The following is an 18,980-nucleotide window of genomic DNA, read 5'->3' as shown; positions in this document are numbered from 1 at the left end:
CGACTCCTTACAGATCGCCGAAGAAGCGTTTCACACCGTCGAACCAACCGGTGGTTTTCGGGGAGTGACTGTTGTCGTCCGCCAGGGAACTGCGGAACTCTTCCAGCAGTTCACGCTGACGACGGTTCAGATTGACCGGCGTCTCGACAGCCACACGGCACATCAGATCGCCCGCACCACCGCCCCGCACCGGCGCCACGCCCTTGCCGCGTACGCGGAACTGCTTGCCGGTCTGAGTCCCTTCCGGAATCTTCAGTTTGACGCGACCGTCGAGGGTCGGAATTTCCAGCTCGCCACCCAAGGCGGCATCGACGAAGCTGATCGGCACTTCGCAGAACAGATGCTTGCCGTCACGCTGGAAGATGTCGTGTTCGCGGACGTTGATCACCACGTACAGGTCGCCGGTCGGGCCACCCTGAGTGCCCGCTTCGCCTTCGCCGGACAGACGAATGCGGTCACCGGTGTCGACACCGGCCGGCACCTTGACGGAGAGGGTTTTGTATTCTTCGACGCGACCGTCACCGTGGCAGGAGTCGCACGGGTCGGAAATGATCTTGCCCTGGCCATGGCAGCGCGGGCAGGTCTGCTGCACCGAGAAGAAGCCTTGCTGCATGCGCACCTGACCGATGCCGCCGCAAGTCGGGCAGGTCGAAGGCGACGAGCCTTTCTTCGCGCCCGAACCATCGCAAGGCTTGCAGTTGACCAGTGTCGGAACGCGGATATTCACGGTCGTGCCGCGCACCGCTTCTTCCAGGTTCAGCTCCAGGGTGTAGCGCAAGTCGCTGCCACGCTGGGCGCCGCCACGGGAACCGCCGCGACCGCCACCGAAGAAGTCACTGAAGACATCGCCGAAGATATCGGAGAAGTTCTGACCGCCGAAGCCTGCACCGCCGCCACCCATGCTCGGATCGACGCCGGCATGACCATACTGGTCGTACGCCGCACGCTTGCTGGAATCGGACAGCACTTCGTAGGCTTCGTTGGCCTCTTTGAACAGCTCTTCCGACGCTTTGTCATCGGGATTACGGTCCGGGTGATGCTTCATCGCCAGACGGCGATAGGCCTTTTTCAGGTCCGCTTCGCTTGAGCCGCGCTCAACACCCAACACTTCGTAATAGTCACGCTTAGCCATAAGTTCTTCATACTCTTGAGGACGTTCGGCAAACCCCTCCTGAGCTTCGCCAAACTCGTTGAGCCCCAATACAGGCCCGGACCCAACTCACGTCAATTCAACGATCCTGGTCTTTGGTTCATGCGGTATTTGCGGCGCGAAAAGCAGGAGCATTCCCGGCCATACCGCCAGCATTCGAGCCTTGTCGCATGCTGTAAAAATTCGCGTATTCCAGATACGCCAACGCGGGAGCAAGCTCCCGCGCGGCGACATCCTACCAGTCAGTGCCCAAAGGCAGTCAACCGGCCGACCAACAACTTACTTGTGGTCTTTGACTTCTTCGAACTCGGCATCGACAACATCGTCAGCCTTCTCAGCCGATTCGCCTTGCGGTGCCGCGCCTTCAGCAGGCTGAGCCTGTTCGGCGTACATCTTCTGGGCAACCGGCGCAGAGACCTTCGACAGCTCTTCAACCTTGGCGTCGATGGCAGCCTTGTCGTCGCCTTTGACGGCGGCTTCCAGGGCAACCACGGCCGCTTCGATTGCAGTCTTCTCTTCTGCAGTCACTTTGTCGCCAGCGTCAGCGATCATCTTGCGAGTCGAGTGAACCAGTGCATCACCCTGGTTACGGGCAGCGGCCAGCTCTTCGAACTTGCGGTCTTCCTCGGCATTCGCCTCGGCGTCACGCACCATGCGCTCGATTTCTTCGTCGGACAGACCGGAGTTAGCCTTGATCACGATCGACTGGGTCTTGCCGGTAGCCTTGTCCTTCGCACCGACGTGCAGGATGCCGTTGGCGTCGATGTCGAAGGTCACTTCGATCTGCGGCACGCCACGTGGAGCTGGCGGAATGTCGGCCAGGTCGAACTTGCCCAGGGACTTGTTCTGTGCGGCTTGCTTGCGCTCGCCTTGCAGGACGTGAATGGTCACGGCGCCCTGGTTGTCGTCGGCAGTCGAGAACACTTGCGATTTCTTGGTAGGAATCGTGGTGTTTTTCTCGATCAGCGCGGTCATCACGCCACCCATGGTTTCGATACCCAGGGTCAGCGGGCTGACGTCGAGCAGCAGAACGTCTTTCACGTCACCGGCCAGAACGGCGCCCTGGATCGCAGCACCCATGGCAACGGCTTCGTCCGGGTTCACGTCTTTACGTGCTTCTTTACCGAAGAAATCGGTCACCAGCTTCTGAACCAGCGGCATACGGGTCTGACCGCCGACCAGGATCACGTCGTTGATCGCGCCAACATCCAGACCTGCGTCTTTCATGGCGATGCGGCAAGGTTCGATGGTGCGCTGAACCAGGTCTTCAACCAGTGCTTCGAGCTTGGCACGCGAGATCTTCACGTTCAGGTGCTTAGGACCGGTAGCGTCTGCAGTGATGTACGGCAGGTTCACGTCGGTCGACTGGCTCGAGGACAGCTCGATCTTGGCTTTTTCGGCAGCTTCTTTCAGACGCTGCATCGCCAGCGGATCACCCTTCAGGTTCATGCCGCTTTCTTTCTTGAATTCGTCGACGAGGTAGTCGATCAGACGAATATCGAAGTCTTCACCGCCCAGGAAGGTGTCACCGTTGGTGGCCAACACTTCGAACTGGTGCTCGCCGTCAACTTCAGCGATCTCGATCACGGATACGTCGAAAGTACCGCCACCCAGGTCATAAACGATCACGGTGTGATCGCCCTTGGCCTTGTCCATACCGTAAGCCAGAGCGGCTGCGGTTGGTTCGTTGATGATACGTTTTACGTCCAGACCCGCGATGCGGCCGGCGTCTTTGGTCGCCTGACGCTGACTGTCGTTGAAGTAGGCCGGAACGGTGATCACCGCTTCGGTCACTGCTTCGCCGAGGTAGTCTTCGGCGGTCTTCTTCATCTTCTTCAGAATTTCAGCCGAGATTTGTGGCGGAGCCATTTTCTGGCTGTTCACTTCAACCCAGGCGTCGTTGTTGTCAGCCTTGACGATCTTGTAAGGGACCATCTGAATGTCTTTCTGAACGACTTCTTCGTCGAAACGACGGCCGATCAGACGCTTCACCGCGTACAGGGTGTTGTGCGGGTTGGTCACAGCCTGACGCTTGGCGGACTGGCCGACCAGGATTTCGCCATCGTTGGCGTAAGCGATGATCGACGGCGTGGTACGCGCGCCTTCAGCGTTTTCAATAACTTTGGCCTTGCCGTTTTCCAGCACGGAGACGCAGGAGTTGGTAGTCCCCAGGTCGATACCGATAATTTTGCCCATGTTCACTCTCCCGAAACTTTGGATTTGGTTGCCGCAGCGGTTGTGGCCAACTGCGGTAGCACTTAAACGCTTGACTTCTAAATGGGGGCCTTGCGGCTAATTTCAAGCCTTCTCGTCAATCGAAGGCGAAACTGGCGCCGGCGCCTTGCTGACCACGACCATCGCCGGACGCAGCAGGCGACCGTTGAGCTGGTAGCCCTTCTGGAACACCTTCAGAACGCTGTTCGGCTCAAGGTCTGCACTTTCCTGCATGGCCATTGCCTGATGTTCCACGGCGTTGAACGGCTCGCCTTCCTGCGGGCTCACAGCGACAAGCTGATAGCGCGCGAGGGTGTCGTGAAACATTTTCAGGGTCAGCTCGATGCCTTCACGCATCGGACGGATGCTCTCGTCATCCGGGTTCGACAGCTCGAGGCCGCGCTCCAGGCTGTCGACGATCGGCAGCAGATCGCCGGCGAATTTTTCCAGCGCAAACTTGTGCGCCTTTTCGACATCCTGCTCGGCACGGCGGCGGACGTTCTGCAGATCGGCAGCTACGCGCAGCGATTGATCCTGCGCGGCGGCCAATTGCTCTTCGAGCACTTGTACACGGGTCGCCAGGTCATCACCCGAAGCCTCGGGCGCCTGATTGGCTTCTGGATTTTGCGTATCTACTGTCTGTTCGTCAGCCATAGAATTCTCCTTTCAATATCGTCCGCGAGTTCGATTCGCGCTTCTGCCCCGGTATATGGGGCCGCAAAATCAGGCTTCAAGGGCTGACAACGATTAACCCTACAAAAAAGTGCTGCATTGTCATTCCCGGGCGCGACAAGCATTTGATCGGATCATCCCTATCGAGCTGAGCGAGGGCATTGTCAGCCTGAAACAAAACACTGTATAAATAACCAGACCTATAGCCTGGGAGCGGCCTTTATGCTGGTGCACCTGTCCGTACACAACTACGCCATCGTTGAACATCTCGATCTCGAACTCGATCGCGGCATGAGCGTGATTACCGGGGAAACCGGCGCCGGCAAGTCGATCATGCTCGACGCCCTGGGCCTGACGCTCGGTGATCGCGCCGACAGCGGCGTGGTTCGACCGGGCGCCGACAAGGCCGACATCCTGGCGACCTTCGATCTGGCCGACATCCCCGAGGCCAGCGCCTGGCTGGCGGAACGCGACCTGGAAATCGACGGCCCGTGCATCCTGCGCCGGGTCATCACTTCCGAAGGTCGCTCACGCGGCTATATAAATGGCACGCCCTGCCCGCTTGGCGACCTCAAGGCGCTCGGCGAGCTGCTGATCGACATCCACAGCCAGCACGAACACCAATCCCTGCTCAAGACCGACACCCATCGGCGCCTGCTCGACGAGTACGTCGGGGCCACCGATCTTGCGCGGCAGGTGCATCTGGCCGCCCAACGCTGGCGCCAGACCCGCCAGGAGCTGGAACGCCTTTCCAACTCCGGCGACGAACAGCGCGCGCGCCACCAACTGCTCAGCTACCAGCTCGAAGAACTGGAAAACCTCGGCCTCGGTGAAAACGAGCTGGAAGAGCTGGAGCAGGAACACAAGAACCTGACCAACGCCGAAACCCTGCTCGGCATCTGCCGACAAGTGGTCGAGCAATGCAGCGAAAGCGATTCCGGCAACGTGCTGAATGCCCTGACGGCCAGCCTCAACCGGCTGTCGAGCGTGAACAATTCGGTGGGTGCGCTGGGTGAGGCGAGCAGTCTGCTGACCAGCGCACAGATTCAGGTCGAAGAAGCCGTCGGCGAACTCAATCGTTTTCTCGACAACTTCGATGCCGATCCGGCGCGCCTGCAATACCTGGAAGAACGTCTGGATTCCATCTACACGCTGGCACGCAAACACCGCATTCAGCCGACAGAAGTGGCAGAGATGCAGCAGAAGCTGCTCGACGAAATCGAAGCCCTCGACGCCAACGACGAATCCATCGAACGTCTTGCCGAAGAACTCGCATCCTATGCCCGCCACTATCAGGAAAAGGCCCGGGAACTCAGCGAACTGCGCCATCAGGCGGCCGGTAGCCTGGCCAGCGCGGTGGAGCAGGAGATCCAGCGTCTGGGCATGCCCGGCGGGCGCTTCACCATCGAATTGCGCGCCAACAACAGCAGCGAACTGCAACCCAATGGTCTGGAACAGGTCGAGCTGCTGGTCAGCGCCAACCCGGGCCAACCGTTGAAGGCCCTGGCCAAAGTGGCGTCCGGCGGTGAGCTGTCACGGATCAGCCTGGCCATCCAGGTGATTACCGCCCAGACCTCTCGCGTACCGACGCTGGTGTTCGACGAAGTGGACGTGGGGATTGGCGGTCCGACAGCCGAAATCGTCGGCCAGTTGCTGCGTCGCCTCGGGGATCGCGGACAGGTACTGACGGTCACGCACTTGCCGCAAGTCGCGGCTCAGGGGCATCAGCATCTGTTCGTGCACAAGGTGCGAGGCGAGCAGGCCACTCACACAGCCGTTTCGAAGCTGAGCAAGAATGACCGTATAGAAGAAGTCGCGCGGATGCTCGGCGGCATCGATCTGACCAAAGAGTCCTTGGCGCACGCGAAAAAGATGGTCGTTACCGCAAAGGTTTAAGCACCGCAGAAAGCACGAAGGCGACCCTTGGGTCGCCTTCGCTCGTTTCGCGAACCTGAAATTCGCGCGACATGCTTACTTTTTCTTGCGTACGTACAGCACCAGGTTGTGATCCACCAACTCGACACCGTGCTCCTCGGCGATTGCCTTCTGGAGTTTTTCGATTTCGGTGCTGACGAATTCGATAACCTCACCGGATTCCACGTTGACCATATGGTCGTGGTGGCCACCGTCGGCCAATTCGAATACCGCGTGGCCGCCGTCGAAGTTGTGACGGACCACGAGGCCAGCCGCTTCGAACTGGGTCAGAACACGGTAAACCGTGGCCAGACCGACGTCCTCGCCAGCTTCCATCAACGCCTTGTAGACGTCCTCGGCACTCATGTGACGCTGCTCTGTAGAGTCGAGCATTTGCAGGATCTTGACCCGTGGCAGGGTCACTTTGAGGCCGGCTTTGCGTAGTTCGCTATTTTCAACCATGGTCAGCTTTCTCGCGATGCTGCTTCGCAGCTTCTCTTAATGCGGGTATGATCGGCGTTTACGTTGTCCCAGCCAAGATAGTGGAAGTCGCCCACCGATGCAAAACACCAAGCTCTTGCTAACCAGTTTCACCTTTGTGGGACTGCTCGCACTCGCCGGTTGTTCATTCCCCGGGGTTTACAAAATCGACATCCAGCAGGGCAATGTCGTCACGCAGGACATGATAGACCAGTTACGCCCGGGAATGACCCGGCCGCAAGTACGGTTTATCATGGGCAACCCTCTGCTTGCCGACACGTTCCATGCCAACCGCTGGGATTATCTGTACAGCCTGCAACCTGGTGGCGGTGAACGCCAGCAGGAACGCATGAGTGTCATTTTCGACTCGAATGACCGCCTTGTCAGCCTGTCCGGTGACTTCATGCCGGGTGTCAGCCGTGACGAAGCCATTCTCGGCAAGGACAGTGGCACCAGCGTGACCACTCCAGCTGAAAACGTCGAGCAGCCAAAACCGGAAAAACCGGTCAAGCCAGGCTCCTTGCTGGATCAGATCCAGAAGGACGTCGATGGTGTGGAAACCGTTCCGGTTCCAACACCAGAACCGCTGGACACCTCGCCGCAATAATTTGCGACGCAATAAAAAACCCGGAAAATTCCGGGTTTTTTATTGCCTGCCGTTTGGCCAGCCTACTGATTTCGCGCCTTTGCTTCGGCGGCTTTGGCGGCACGCAGACGGCGCACCTCTTTCGGATCAGCCAACAGTGGCCGATAGATCTCGATGCGATCGCCTTCCTGAACCCTTCGAGCATCCGGATCAGCAATCACTTTGCCGAAGATCCCCAAAGGACAGCTCTTCAGATCCAGCTCCGGAAATTCAGCATCAATCCCGGACGCCATCAGCGCCGCACGCACCGTCGTACCCTCAGCAACACTGATTACACGCAAAACCTGACGATCAACGGCGGCATACACCACTTCGATTTCGATCACCGGCTCAACCATGCATCTGCTTGGCGCGCTGACAGAACGCATCCACCAGCGTATTGGCCGCCTGATTGAACAAAGGGCCTAGCGTCGCGCGGACCAGCGGCCCGGCGTAGTCGAAAGACAGATCCAGACTGATTTTGCAGGCCTTCTCGTTCAGCGCCTTGAACACCCAGACGCCGTGCAGCTGATTGAACGGCCCCTCTTCCAGGTTCATTTCAATCGACTGCCCTGGCACCAGCGTATTGCGCGTCACGAAGTGCTGACTGAGGCCGCCCTTGGCCACGCCGACACTGGCGCGCATATGTTCAGGCGAGCTTTCCAGGACTTCTGCAGACGAGCACCACGGCAGAAACTCCGGGTAACGCGCCACGTCATTGACCAGGTCGTAGAGAAATTGCGCCGGATAAGGCAGCAGCGCCGATCGTTGAATATGTGTCGTCATGTAAGCGTCACTTCCAGAGCTGGGCGGCAAACACTACAAGAATGCCGATGGGCGCCACATAGCGCATCAAGAACAGAGACAGGGCGAACAGCGCCGGGCTGCGAATCGACAATTCGTCACGCACCGCTTCACGCCCCATCACCCAACCGGCAAACAGCACGAAGCACAGTCCGCCGAGCGGCAACATGATCCGCGAGGTGAAGAAGTCGATCACACCAAAGAAGTCCAGGCCACCGGCCGCTCCCCATTGGTAGAGATGGAACACCCCGCCATCGTTCACGAAAAATTTGGCTTCCTTCCAGATATTGAAGGAAAACACCGTGCCCAGGCCGACGAACCAGCAGGTGAACGCCAACCAGAATGTCACCCAGGCACGACTGATTTTAGTCCGCTCGACCAGATAGGCGACCATCGGCTCCAGCAGGGAGATCGCCGAGCTCCAGGCCGCAATGGCCACCAGAACAAAGAACACCACGCCCATCAACTGGCCGAAAAGCACGTTACCGAACGCAAATGGCAGGCTGACGAACATCAGCCCCGGGCCTTCGCTCGGGTTCAAACCACCGGCGAACACAATCGGAAACAAGGCCAGACCGGCCACCAGCGAAACGAAGGTATCAAGCAGCGCCACTCCCACGACCGTGCCGGACAGCGAGGCTTCCTTGGTCATGTAGGCGCCGTAGATCATGATCGAGCCCACGCCCACGCTCAGGGAGAAGAACGCGTGGCCCATCGCCGGCAGCAAGCCGTCGAGGACTTTTTCCGGATGGAAGTCGAACATGAAGTGCACGCCTTCCATGAAATGCCCGGTGGTCATGCTGTAACCCAGCAGCACCAGCACCATCACGAACAGCAGCGGCATCATGATCCGCAGGCTGCGCTCGAGCCCGGCGACCACACCCTTGGCGATCACCACCGCCGACAACAGCATGAAAACCGTGTGCCACAGCGTGATGCGCCACGGATCGGCGATGACATTTCCGAAGTACGCCCCGACCTGATCGGCCGTCGCACCCTGGAAGTCCCCGCGCCCCATATCAATGATGTAATCCAGCGACCAGCCGCCGACCACACTATAGAATGACAGGATCAGCAGCGCCGTGATCATCCCGGCGAACGCACCCCACGACCATTTGCCCGAATGCCCGGCTTCCAGCGCCAGCACCTTCAAGGCATTGGCCGGACTCTGACGGGCACGGCGGCCGATCAGGGTTTCGGCGAGCATCACCGGAATGCCGATCAGCGCGATACACGCCAGAAACATCAGCACGAAGGCGCCGCCACCGTAGACCCCGACCATGTAGGGGAATTTCCAGATGCTGCCCAATCCCACGGCCGAACCGGTCGCGGCGAATATGAAAACCCAGCGGCTAGCCCAACTGCCGTGGACAGAAACCTTGTCTGTCGACATCGTTTATCACGCCCAAGCGTTAGAAAAAGAGGCCGCATTGTCCGGGATTCACTCAACCTGCTCAAGCACGCAGCATCACCGTAGCCGACAGCCGTTTATCTCCATATAATGCCGCCCCTATGGCTAAACAGAAGAAACACCCAACAGGGACCATCGCGCAGAATAAAAAGGCGCGACACGATTACTTCATCGAGCACAAGTTCGAGGCTGGTCTGGTCCTGGCCGGCTGGGAAGTAAAAAGTCTGCGGGCAAGCAAACTGCAACTGGTCGACAGTTACGTGTTGCTCAAGGATGGCGAAGCCTGGTTGCTCGGCAGCCACATCACGCCTCTGATGACCGCCAGCACCCACGTCATTGCCGACCCGGTGCGTACCCGCAAGCTGCTGCTCAACCGCCGCGAGCTGGACAAGCTCGCCGCCGCCGTGCAGCAGAAGGGTTACGCCTGCGTGTGCCTGTCCTGGTACTGGAGCAAGCACATGGTCAAGTGCGAGATCGCACTGGGCAAGGGCAAGAAGGAATACGACAAGCGTGATACCGAACGCGAACGCGACGCCGGTCGCGAGTTGCAGCGTGCGGTGCGCAACAAGGGCAAGGAAGACTGATTCTTCTGCCTGAATGACCGTTCCCGCGCCCGGCACGGGAACGGTCATGCCTACATCCCTTTGCGTCTTTCGGCGCGAGCCATGCGCTGCACTTCCTGACGTACCTCTTCCAGCACTTCCTGCACATACAGAATGTGTCGACTGGACACCTCACGCGCCTGTTCCGCGCGCCCCTCGATAATCGCCAGATACAATTCCCGATGCTGCGTGATCAGCATGTCGCGGGTTTCCGTGCGCTGTTTGTACATGCCACCGATGTTGGTCACCACGTTGCGCTTGAGCAGGTCGAACAGCCCGCGAATGGTGTGCAGCAACACCGCGTTATGACTGGCTTCGGCAATTGCCAGGTGGAATTTCGCATCCGCCGCGCCCTCTTCCGCCCGGCTCACTTCGTCATGACGCGAATAGCAGTCCTGTAATTCTTCAAATGCAGCCGTCAGCCGCTCACGATCCACATCGGTAGCGCGCAATGCTGCGTAATAGGCACACGATGCCTCCAGCGTGTGGCGAAATTCCAGCAGATCGCGCTGCGCCTCGGGATTGCTTTCCAGCAATTGCAGCAGCGGATCGCTGAACGTCGAACCGAGGCTTTCCACGACATAGTTGCCGCCGCCCTGCTTGCTGACCAGCAAACCTTTGGCCGCAAGTTTCTGAATCGCCTCGCGCAACGATGGCCGGGAAACACCGAACTGTTCCGCCAGTGCCCGCTCGGCCGGCAGACGTTCACCGGACTTCAACGTGCCCTCGAGAATCATCCCTTCCAGTCGCTCGACAATGTCGTCAGACAAACGGCGCTGACGTATCTGATCAAACCCCATCACTCAACTCTCCACCATCCCGACCGCTCGCCGGGCTCTCTATTCTGGCCTATCGACGCTGCGCCGACACCTGCCAGATGACGCCAATTCAACCGGTGCAATCCGACTCGCCGTCCGGTTGTTCGACAAAAGTTTTAGGGCGGCAAATTGACACACCGATATCAAGGCTTTTACCCTAGCCAACAGCGATTGTAAATTGGTCTTACCAATTAACCAAGAACGCTGACAGTGCCTGACCAACAACAATTAGGGGCCACCCCATATGCAAACCTGGCAACAGCTCTACAGCCCGCTCGGCAGTCTCGGCGTGTCCGCACTCGCGGCCGTCATCCCCATCGTTTTCTTCTTCCTCGCCCTGGCGGTGTTCCGCCTCAAAGGTCATGTGGCCGGCAGCATCACGCTTGCCCTGGCCATCGCCGTGGCGATCTTCGCGTTCCAGATGCCGGTCGACATGGCGTTCGCCGCCGCCGGATATGGTTTCGCCTATGGTCTGTGGCCGATTGCCTGGATCATTGTGGCGGCGGTGTTCCTGTACAAACTGACGGTCAAGAGCGGTCAGTTCGAGGTCATCCGCAGCTCGGTGCTGTCGATCACCGATGACCAGCGTCTGCAGGTGCTGTTGATCGGCTTCTGCTTCGGTGCATTCCTGGAAGGTGCCGCCGGTTTCGGCGCGCCAGTGGCGATTACCGCTGCGCTGCTGGTAGGCCTGGGCTTCAACCCGTTGTACGCCGCCGGCCTGTGCCTGATCGCCAACACCGCACCGGTAGCGTTCGGCGCGCTGGGGATTCCGATCATCGTGGCCGGTCAAGTCACCGGCATCGACGCGTTCAAGATCGGCGCCATGACCGGCCGCCAGTTGCCGCTGCTGTCGCTGTTCGTGCCGTTCTGGCTGGTGTTCATGATGGACGGCCTGCGCGGTGTGCGTGAAACCTGGCCGGCGGCGCTGGTTGCAGGCCTGAGCTTTGCCGTGACCCAATACTTCACTTCGAACTTCATCGGCCCGGAACTTCCGGACATCACGTCGGCCCTGGCCAGCCTGATTTCGCTGACCCTGTTCCTGAAGGTCTGGCAGCCGAAACGTGCCGCCGGCCAGCACATTGCCGGTGCTGTTTCCGCTTCGGTGGCGACTGCCAGCGTCGGCGGTTTCGGCCAGAAGCGCACCACCGTCGCTTCGCCTTACAGCCTTGGGGAAATTTTCAAGGCGTGGTCGCCGTTCCTGATCCTCACCGTGCTGGTGACCATCTGGACCCTCAAGCCCTTCAAGGCCATGTTCGCCGCCGGCGGTTCGATGTACGCCTGGGTGTTCAACTTCGCAATTCCGCACCTTGATCAACTGGTAATCAAGACCGCACCGATCGTTGCCGCCCCGACTGCAATCCCGGCCGTGTTCAAACTCGATCCGATTTCCGCGACCGGCACGGCGATTTTCTTCTCCGCGCTGATCTCGATGCTGGTGCTGAAGATCAACTTCAGAACTGGTCTGACCACTTTGAAAGAGACCTTCTACGAACTGCGCTGGCCGATCCTGTCGATCGGCATGGTGCTGGCGTTTGCCTTCGTCACCAACTACTCCGGCATGTCCTCGACCATGGCTCTGGTGCTGGCCGGTACTGGCGCGGCATTCCCGTTCTTCTCGCCATTCCTCGGCTGGCTCGGCGTGTTCCTGACCGGTTCCGATACCTCGTCCAACGCCCTGTTCAGTTCGCTGCAAGCGACCACCGCGCACCAGATCGGGGTCAACGACACCCTGTTGGTGGCGGCCAATACCAGCGGCGGCGTGACCGGCAAGATGATCTCCCCGCAATCGATCGCCGTGGCCTGCGCCGCGACCGGTCTGGTGGGCAAGGAATCCGATCTGTTCCGCTTCACCCTCAAGCACAGCCTATTCTTTGCCACGATCGTCGGCCTGATCACTTTGGCTCAGGCCTACTGGTTCACCGGCATGCTGGTGCATTAAGACTACAAGCGACATGGAAATAACCGACGCCGGTTCGTGATTCCGGCGTCAGCAATTCACAACCCGGTCTGTAAGGCTGCTGAAAGCAACGCGCTCTATATTCGGCAGCCTCAACAGACGGATAACCGGGCCCACCCGGAGACACGCCTGATGAGCGAGCTTTTTTACAACGCTGTGCCCAACGCCACTCGCGTCGCACCGCCACTGCCCGAACCCCGGCAATACCCCAGCGAGAAACCGTCGCGGGTCTACCTGTTCGGCACCTGCGTGGTCGACCTGTTCTACCCGGAAGCCGGGATGGACGCGATCCACTTGCTGGAACGCGAAGGCATCCGGGTCGACTACCCGCAAGGGCAGAGCTGCTGCGGACAACCGGCCTACACCTCGGGTTACACCGAGCAGGCACGGACGGTAGCGCGCTCGCAACTGGCGCTGTTTGCCGGGGACTATCCAGTGGTGGTGCCGTCGGGTTCGTGCGCCGGAATGATCCGCGAACATTACGCCGACTTGTTCAAGGACGAGCCGGAAACGTTGAAACAGGTTCAGACCCTTGCGGCGCGAACCTATGAGCTGGCCGAGTTTCTGCTGTTCGTCTGCAAGGTGCAGCTCAAGGACAGCGGCGAGCCGGTGAAAGTGGCGCTGCACACCTCGTGTTCGGCGCGACGGGAAATGAACACCCACCTGCACGGCCGCGAGTTGTTGGCGCAGTTGAGCAACGTGGAACGGGTCAACCACGATCACGAAAGCGAATGCTGTGGCTTCGGTGGGACATTCAGCGTCCGTATGCCAGACATTTCCGGCGCGATGGTGGCTGACAAGACCCGGGCGTTGAAGGAATCCGGCGCACATCAGGTACTCAGTGCCGATTGCGGCTGCCTGATGAACATCAACGGCTCGCTGGAAAAACAGAAGGCAGCGCTGCGCGGGCAACACCTGGCGAGCTTCCTCTGGCAACGAACCGGAGGTGCGCGATGAGCACTTCCACGATTATTCCTACGGTTGCCGTAGAAGAAGATTTCCGCACCCGGGCACACAACGCCCTGGGCGATTCGCAGTTGCGGAACAACTTCCGCACCGCGATGGATTCACTGATGACCAAGCGGGCAGCGGCTTTCAGCGATGCCCACGAAAGAGAACACCTGCGTGAACTGGGCAATGCAATCCGTGCCCGCGCGCTCTCCAAGTTGCCCGACCTGCTCGAGCAACTGGAACAGAACCTGACCCGCAACGGTGTGACAGTGCACTGGGCGGAAACGGTGGACGAGGCCAATGGCATAGTCCTTTCGATCATCCGCGCTCACGAGGCGCGGCAAGTGATCAAGGGCAAATCGATGGTCAGCGAAGAGATGGAGATGAACCATTTCCTCGAGGCTCAAGACATTGAATGTCTGGAGTCCGACATGGGGGAGTACATCGTCCAGCTCGACCACGAGAAGCCTTCACACATAATCATGCCGGCAATCCACAAGAATGCCGGTCAGGTCGCGTCCTTGTTCCACGACAAACTTGGCGTGGAATACACCAAGGACGTTGACCAACTCATTCAGATCGGTCGCAGGGTCCTGCGGCAGAAATTCTTCGAAGCGGACATCGGCGTTTCCGGTGTCAACTTCGCCGTGGCCGAAACCGGCACCCTGCTGCTGGTGGAAAACGAAGGCAACGGCCGCATGACCACCACCGTGCCGCCGGTGCACATCGCCGTCACCGGCATCGAAAAAGTCGTGGAAAACCTGCGCGACGTGGTGCCGCTGCTGTCATTGCTGACCCGCTCGGCGCTGGGCATTCCGATCACCACCTACGTCAACATGATCTCCGGCCCGCGCAAGGAACACGAACTCGACGGTCCGCAGGAAGTGCATCTGGTGCTGCTCGACAACGGTCGCAGCCAGGCCTTCGCCGACAGTGAACTGCGCCAGACGCTGAACTGCATCCGCTGCGGCGCGTGCATGAATCATTGCCCGGTCTACACCCGCGTCGGCGGCCATACCTACGGCGAGGTTTACCCCGGCCCGATCGGCAAAATCATCACCCCGCACATGGTCGGCCTGGCGAAAGTCCCGGATCACCCGAGCGCGTCTTCGTTGTGCGGAGCCTGCGGTGAAGTGTGCCCGGTAAAAATTCCTATCCCCGCACTGCTGCGCCGCCTACGCGAAGAGAACGTCAAAGCTCCCGACAGTCCTCATCAAGTGATGCGCGGCCAGGGCAGCAAATATTCGCGCAAGGAACGCTTCATCTGGAACGCCTGGGCGAAGCTCAACAGCTCGCCGACCCTGTATCGACTGTTTGCGTTTTTCGCCACACGCCTGCGCGCCCTGGCACCCAACAACGTCGGGCCGTGGACGCAGAATCACAGCGCACCGAAACCCGCCGCCCGCTCATTGCATGACATGGCTCGCGAACACCTGGCCAAACAAGGAGACCGTTGATGAGCGCCAAGCAAAACATCCTCGGCAAGTTAAGGAAAAGCCTGATCGGCACAACGCCGATTGCCGACAACTTCGACGTCGATCTGGTGACCCAGCCCTACACCTACAGCGCCGAACAACGCATCCCACAGTTGCGCAAATTGATGGAAGCGGTGCACACCGAAATCCATCTGACTTCCGCTGATGCTTGGCCGGCGCTGCTGGCGCAATTGCTGCGCGACCGTCAGTTGCCGAGCTTGCTGATCGCACCGACTACGCCTCACGGGCAACGGATCACACAACACTGGGCGAACAATCCTGATCTGCCGGCGCTGAAGTCCTACGACCGGCCGATGGAAGAGTGGAAAGCCGAGTTGTTCAACGACACCCCGGCCAGCCTCACCGGCACCCTCGGCGCGATTGCCGCGACCGGCAGCCTGATTCTCTGGCCGACCCGCGAAGAACCTCGGTTGATGAGCCTGGTACCGCCCGTGCATTTCGCCCTGCTCAAGGCCAGCCAGATCCGCGACAACTTCTACCAGGTGCAGCAGGAATTCGAGTGGGCGCAAGGCATGCCGACCAATGCATTGCTGGTGTCCGGCCCGTCGAAAACCGCCGACATCGAACAAGTCCTGGCTTACGGCGCCCACGGCCCGAAAGACCTGGTGGTGTTGATCCTGGAGGACCAATGACCTTACCGGCGACTTTCCTGCGCGATGCGCAGCAACTGATTCCAGCCGAGCGCCGTTTCGACGATCCGCTGTCGACCCTGGCCTTCGGCACCGACGCCAGCTTCTACCGGTTGATTCCGCAACTGGTGATCCGCGTCGAATCCGAAGATGAAGTGGTGGCGCTGCTGAAACTGGCCCAGCGCGATCAGGTTCCGGTGACCTTCCGCGCCGCCGGTACCAGCCTGTCCGGCCAGGCGATCAGTGATTCGGTGTTGATCGTGCTTGGGGATAACTGGAACGCCCGGGAGATCCGAGGGCAAGGCACGCAAATCCGCCTGCAGTCGGGGGTAATCGGTGCCCAGGCCAACGCATGGCTCGCGCCATTCGGACGCAAAATCGGTCCGGATCCCGCCTCGATCAACGCCTGCAAGATCGGCGGCATTGTCGCCAACAACGCCAGCGGCATGTGCTGCGGCACCGCGCAAAACACCTATCACACGCTGGCCGGTATTCGTCTGGTGCTGGCCGACGGCACACGTCTGGATACCGAAGATGCCGCCAGCGTCGAGGCGTTTCGAGTCAGCCACGGTGAATTGCTGGAACGTCTGGCGACTTTGGGCCGCGAGACCCGCGCCAATGCCGAACTCGCCGCGCGAATCCGCCACAAATACCGCCTGAAAAATACCACCGGCCTGTCGCTCAACGCGCTGGTGGATTTCGATGAGCCTGTGGATATCTTGAGTCACTTGCTGGTCGGCTCCGAAGGCACCCTCGGCTTCATCAGCGCGGTGACCTACGACACGGTGATCGACCACCCGAACAAGGCTTCGGCGCTGATCGTTTTCCCCGACGTGGAAACCTGCTGCAACGCCGTCACCGTGCTGAAAAGCCAACCGGTGTCCGCCGTAGAACTGCTCGACCGCCGCAGCCTGCGTTCGGTGCAGGACAAACCCGGCATGCCGGCTTTCGTACAGCAGCTGTCGAACAATGCCTGCGCGTTGCTGATCGAATCCCGCGCCGCCTCTTCCACTTTGCTGCAGGAACAACTGACGCAGATCATGGCGTCGCTCGGCGCCTTTCCCGTGGAAAAACAGGTCGACTTCACCGAAGACCCGGTCGAGAACGCCCGCCTCTGGGCGATCCGCAAAGACACCTTCCCCGCCGTCGGCGCCGTGCGCAAGACCGGCACCACGGTGATCATCGAAGACGTCACCTTCCCGGTGGAACAACTGGCCATCGGCGTGAACCGCCTGATCGAGCTATTCGACAAACATCACTACGACGAAGCGATCCTTTTCGGACACGCGCTGGAAGGCAATCTGCACTTCGTCTTCACCCAAGGCTTCAACAGCGCGGAAGAAGTCGCACGCTATCAGGCGTTCATGGACGACGTGGCGCAACTGGTGGCCGTGGAGTTCGGCGGTTCGCTGAAGGCGGAACACGGCACCGGGCGCAACATGGCGCCCTTCGTCGAACTGGAATGGGGCAGCGACGCCTATCAATTGATGTGGCAGCTCAAACGCCTGCTCGACCCCAACGGCATTCTCAATCCGGACGTGGTGCTCAGCGAAGATCCGCAGATCCACCTCAAGCACCTGAAACCGCTGCCGGCGGCCGACGAGATTGTGGATAAATGCATCGAGTGCGGTTTCTGCGAGCCAGTCTGCCCCTCGAAAGGCCTGACCCTGAGCCCGCGCCAGCGCATCGTGATCTGGCGCGACATTCAGGCAAGAAAACGTGCCGGGATCGACACCTCCGAACTGGAAAAAGCCTACGACTACCAAGGCATCGATACCTGCGCCGCGACCGGCTTGTGTGCGCAACGCTGCCCTGTAGGCATCAACACCGGCGAGCTGGTGAAAAAGCTTCGCGGCCGTCACGCCACGCATACGAAAACCGCCAACTTGATCGAAGGAAATTTCGCCACCACCCTGCAAGGTGCGCGTTTTACCCTGCATGTGGCCAACGGTGCGCGGATGTTGTTGGGGGCACCGCGCCTGGCGAAGCTTTCGGCGACCCTGACGCGGCTGTCCAAAGGTCAGGTGCCGCTGTGGACCAGCGCAATGCCGCAGCCGGAAAAAGCCGTTCGTTTCAGCCCGGCCGTGTCGGACGAACGCCCGCGCGTTGTGTATCTGGCGGCCTGTGTATCGCGAGTAATGGGACCCGCGGCGGGCGACAAGGAGCAGATGTCGCTGTACGACAAAACCCGTGGCCTGCTGGAGAAGGCCGGTTATCAGGTGGTGTTCCCGGACAATCTGGACAACCTCTGCTGCGGTCAGCCTTTCGCGTCCAAGGGCTATGCCGAACAGGCCGAACACAAGCGTCAGGAACTGATCGGCGCATTGCTCCAGGCCAGTCGCGGCGGGCTTGATCCGATCTATTGCGACACCAGCCCCTGCACGTTGCGGCTGGTGCAGGATGTGGGAAATGTTCGCCTGGATCTGTATGACCCTGTGCGATTCATCCGTACGCATCTGATGGATCGTCTCGAATTCACCCCGCAGGAAGCACCGATTGCCGTTCACGTGACCTGCAGTACTCAGCACCTTGGGGAAAGCCAGGCGCTGATCGACCTGGCGCGCAAATGCAGCAAGACGGTAGTGATCCCGGAAGGCATTCACTGCTGCGGTTTCGCCGGCGACAAAGGTTTCACCACGCCGGAGCTCAACAGCCATTCGCTACGAACGCTCAAGGATGCGGTGCAACAGTGCAGCGAGGGGATTTCCACCAGCCGCACCTGTGAGATCGGTCTGACGCAACACGGCGGAATCGACTACCACGGTCTGGTGTATCTGGTGGATCGGGTGACCCGAGCCAAAGCCCCCGCAACCGCCGTCTGAAGAAAAATAGAACCCTTGCGAGCGACCGCAGTCCACAGAACAGGCCCCGAACAATCGGGGCTTGTCCTCCATTCGGTTGCCCGTCCTGACGGCCAGCGAAGTCTGGATCCCTCAGTTCAAGGAGATTCATATGAAACGTTCTGTACTGTTAGGTCTGTTCGTTACTGCCTCGATGATGGCGTCTGCTTCGTTCGCCGCCGACAAGCCCGCCGATTTGTGCGACGCCAATCTGCAAACCATCAACAACGCCAAGGCGCAGGCAATGGCCTCACCCGACCTGAATCAACGGGTTGAAGCCAGTGTGCAGAAGGCCCAGGCACTCAAGGCCCAGGGCAAGATCGACGAATGCGTGGCTGAAACCCAGCAAACCATTCTGGAACTCCGCAAAACCAGCGGAACCAACAACTGATCGAAGCTCAGGCCAACCTTCGGGTT

The 18,980-nt window shown here is 59.8% G+C and carries 17 protein-coding genes; 9 read left to right on the top strand and 8 right to left on the bottom strand.

Annotation, left to right across the window (positions count from 1 at the left end; all coding sequences use genetic code 11):
* Window positions 1–7 precede the first annotated feature (7 nt).
* The 3 genes from dnaJ to grpE form a co-directional block, all read right to left on the bottom strand.
* The gene (dnaJ, locus tag AC1RT4_RS20660) at window positions 8–1,132 is read right to left on the bottom strand and encodes a molecular chaperone DnaJ (protein WP_007953765.1); all 1,125 of its coding nucleotides are present in this window, start codon (window positions 1,130–1,132) and stop codon (window positions 8–10) included.
* Window positions 1,133–1,429: 297 nt separating this feature from the next.
* Entirely contained in the window at window positions 1,430–3,346 is a 1,917-nt protein-coding gene (gene dnaK / locus AC1RT4_RS20655; protein WP_493087499.1) for a molecular chaperone DnaK, read from the bottom strand.
* Between the two features lie 102 nt (window positions 3,347–3,448).
* Window positions 3,449–4,018: a nucleotide exchange factor GrpE gene (gene grpE, locus AC1RT4_RS20650; RefSeq protein WP_493087497.1), complete on the bottom strand. Its 570-nt coding sequence runs from the start codon at window positions 4,016–4,018 to the stop codon at window positions 3,449–3,451.
* A gap of 240 nt (window positions 4,019–4,258) precedes the next feature.
* Here grpE and recN point away from each other — a divergent pair, with 240 nt between their 5' ends.
* Window positions 4,259–5,932, top strand: a complete 1,674-nt coding sequence (gene recN / locus AC1RT4_RS20645) for a DNA repair protein RecN (protein WP_493087495.1) — start codon at window positions 4,259–4,261, stop codon at window positions 5,930–5,932.
* Between the two features lie 75 nt (window positions 5,933–6,007).
* On the opposite strand, the gene fur is transcribed toward recN, so the two are convergent.
* Window positions 6,008–6,412, bottom strand: coding sequence for a ferric iron uptake transcriptional regulator (gene fur, locus AC1RT4_RS20640; protein WP_007953774.1), 405 nt, complete (start codon window positions 6,410–6,412; stop codon window positions 6,008–6,010).
* A 97-nt stretch (window positions 6,413–6,509) separates the two neighbouring features.
* Between fur and AC1RT4_RS20635 the strand changes: the two genes are divergently transcribed.
* On the top strand, window positions 6,510–7,037 hold the full coding sequence (locus AC1RT4_RS20635; protein ID WP_493087492.1) for an outer membrane protein assembly factor BamE: 528 nt from the start codon (window positions 6,510–6,512) through the stop codon (window positions 7,035–7,037).
* Between the two features lie 62 nt (window positions 7,038–7,099).
* Here the strand turns inward: AC1RT4_RS20635 and AC1RT4_RS20630 are convergent, their stop codons facing one another.
* The 3 genes from AC1RT4_RS20630 to AC1RT4_RS20620 are packed head-to-tail and all read right to left on the bottom strand — an operon-like array spanning window position 7,100 to window position 9,252.
* Entirely contained in the window at window positions 7,100–7,414 is a 315-nt protein-coding gene (locus AC1RT4_RS20630) for an RnfH family protein (RefSeq protein ID WP_085608030.1), read from the bottom strand.
* Complete coding sequence (locus tag AC1RT4_RS20625; protein ID WP_003221509.1) at window positions 7,407–7,841, bottom strand: type II toxin-antitoxin system RatA family toxin; 435 nt, start codon at window positions 7,839–7,841, stop codon at window positions 7,407–7,409. Before AC1RT4_RS20625 ends, AC1RT4_RS20630 begins: the two co-directional genes overlap by 8 nt.
* Window positions 7,842–7,848: 7 nt before the next feature.
* Complete coding sequence (locus AC1RT4_RS20620) at window positions 7,849–9,252, bottom strand: sodium-dependent transporter (protein ID WP_007953780.1); 1,404 nt, start codon at window positions 9,250–9,252, stop codon at window positions 7,849–7,851.
* Window positions 9,253–9,371: 119 nt separating this feature from the next.
* On the opposite strand from AC1RT4_RS20620, the gene smpB reads away from it, so the two are divergent.
* A complete protein-coding gene (smpB, locus tag AC1RT4_RS20615) occupies window positions 9,372–9,854 on the top strand; it encodes an SsrA-binding protein SmpB (RefSeq protein ID WP_007953781.1) in 483 nt (160 codons plus the stop codon).
* Window positions 9,855–9,904: 50 nt separating this feature from the next.
* On the opposite strand, the gene AC1RT4_RS20610 is transcribed toward smpB, so the two are convergent.
* Window positions 9,905–10,672 carry an FCD domain-containing protein gene (locus tag AC1RT4_RS20610; protein ID WP_007953782.1) on the bottom strand — a complete coding sequence of 256 codons (768 nt, stop codon included), beginning with the start codon at window positions 10,670–10,672 and terminating at the stop codon, window positions 9,905–9,907.
* Between the two features lie 262 nt (window positions 10,673–10,934).
* Here AC1RT4_RS20610 and AC1RT4_RS20605 point away from each other — a divergent pair, with 262 nt between their 5' ends.
* The 6 genes from AC1RT4_RS20605 (at window position 10,935) to AC1RT4_RS20580 (ending at window position 18,954) form a co-directional block, all read left to right on the top strand.
* Window positions 10,935–12,629: a lactate permease LctP family transporter gene (locus AC1RT4_RS20605; protein WP_493087488.1), complete on the top strand. Its 1,695-nt coding sequence runs from the start codon at window positions 10,935–10,937 to the stop codon at window positions 12,627–12,629.
* 150 nt (window positions 12,630–12,779) lie between these two features.
* Window positions 12,780–13,604 (top strand): (Fe-S)-binding protein, encoded by an 825-nt coding sequence (locus AC1RT4_RS20600; RefSeq protein WP_493087484.1) that lies wholly within the window; start codon window positions 12,780–12,782, stop codon window positions 13,602–13,604.
* Window positions 13,601–15,055 (top strand): LutB/LldF family L-lactate oxidation iron-sulfur protein, encoded by a 1,455-nt coding sequence (locus tag AC1RT4_RS20595; protein ID WP_493087481.1) that lies wholly within the window; start codon window positions 13,601–13,603, stop codon window positions 15,053–15,055. The genes AC1RT4_RS20600 and AC1RT4_RS20595 overlap by 4 nt, the downstream gene beginning before the upstream one ends.
* Window positions 15,055–15,726 (top strand): LutC/YkgG family protein, encoded by a 672-nt coding sequence (locus AC1RT4_RS20590; protein ID WP_493087479.1) that lies wholly within the window; start codon window positions 15,055–15,057, stop codon window positions 15,724–15,726. Before AC1RT4_RS20595 ends, AC1RT4_RS20590 begins: the two co-directional genes overlap by 1 nt.
* Window positions 15,723–18,545 carry an FAD-binding and (Fe-S)-binding domain-containing protein gene (locus AC1RT4_RS20585; RefSeq protein WP_493087477.1) on the top strand — a complete coding sequence of 941 codons (2,823 nt, stop codon included), beginning with the start codon at window positions 15,723–15,725 and terminating at the stop codon, window positions 18,543–18,545. The genes AC1RT4_RS20590 and AC1RT4_RS20585 overlap by 4 nt, the downstream gene beginning before the upstream one ends.
* 130 nt (window positions 18,546–18,675) lie before the next feature.
* Window positions 18,676–18,954, top strand: a complete 279-nt coding sequence (locus AC1RT4_RS20580; protein ID WP_262158329.1) for a PA2433 domain-containing protein — start codon at window positions 18,676–18,678, stop codon at window positions 18,952–18,954.
* The last annotated feature ends 26 nt before the right edge of the window (window positions 18,955–18,980 follow it).

The sequence above is a fragment of the Pseudomonas sp. GW821-FHT11D10 genome (assembly GCF_058808435.1).
This window is presented reverse-complemented; position numbering and strand designations above follow the sequence as displayed.

Coding starts and splice junctions, on each gene's coding strand:
- dnaJ (WP_007953765.1), bottom strand. CDS start 1,132: ATGGCTAAGCGTGACTATTACGAAGTGTTGGGTGTTGAGCGCGGCTCA.
- dnaK (WP_493087499.1), bottom strand. CDS start 3,346: ATGGGCAAAATTATCGGTATCGACCTGGGGACTACCAACTCCTGCGTC.
- grpE (WP_493087497.1), bottom strand. CDS start 4,018: ATGGCTGACGAACAGACAGTAGATACGCAAAATCCAGAAGCCAATCAG.
- recN (WP_493087495.1), top strand. CDS start 4,259: ATGCTGGTGCACCTGTCCGTACACAACTACGCCATCGTTGAACATCTC.
- fur (WP_007953774.1), bottom strand. CDS start 6,412: ATGGTTGAAAATAGCGAACTACGCAAAGCCGGCCTCAAAGTGACCCTG.
- AC1RT4_RS20635 (WP_493087492.1), top strand. CDS start 6,510: ATGCAAAACACCAAGCTCTTGCTAACCAGTTTCACCTTTGTGGGACTG.
- AC1RT4_RS20630 (WP_085608030.1), bottom strand. CDS start 7,414: ATGGTTGAGCCGGTGATCGAAATCGAAGTGGTGTATGCCGCCGTTGAT.
- AC1RT4_RS20625 (WP_003221509.1), bottom strand. CDS start 7,841: ATGACGACACATATTCAACGATCGGCGCTGCTGCCTTATCCGGCGCAA.
- AC1RT4_RS20620 (WP_007953780.1), bottom strand. CDS start 9,252: ATGTCGACAGACAAGGTTTCTGTCCACGGCAGTTGGGCTAGCCGCTGG.
- smpB (WP_007953781.1), top strand. CDS start 9,372: ATGGCTAAACAGAAGAAACACCCAACAGGGACCATCGCGCAGAATAAA.
- AC1RT4_RS20610 (WP_007953782.1), bottom strand. CDS start 10,672: ATGGGGTTTGATCAGATACGTCAGCGCCGTTTGTCTGACGACATTGTC.
- AC1RT4_RS20605 (WP_493087488.1), top strand. CDS start 10,935: ATGCAAACCTGGCAACAGCTCTACAGCCCGCTCGGCAGTCTCGGCGTG.
- AC1RT4_RS20600 (WP_493087484.1), top strand. CDS start 12,780: ATGAGCGAGCTTTTTTACAACGCTGTGCCCAACGCCACTCGCGTCGCA.
- AC1RT4_RS20595 (WP_493087481.1), top strand. CDS start 13,601: ATGAGCACTTCCACGATTATTCCTACGGTTGCCGTAGAAGAAGATTTC.
- AC1RT4_RS20590 (WP_493087479.1), top strand. CDS start 15,055: ATGAGCGCCAAGCAAAACATCCTCGGCAAGTTAAGGAAAAGCCTGATC.
- AC1RT4_RS20585 (WP_493087477.1), top strand. CDS start 15,723: ATGACCTTACCGGCGACTTTCCTGCGCGATGCGCAGCAACTGATTCCA.
- AC1RT4_RS20580 (WP_262158329.1), top strand. CDS start 18,676: ATGAAACGTTCTGTACTGTTAGGTCTGTTCGTTACTGCCTCGATGATG.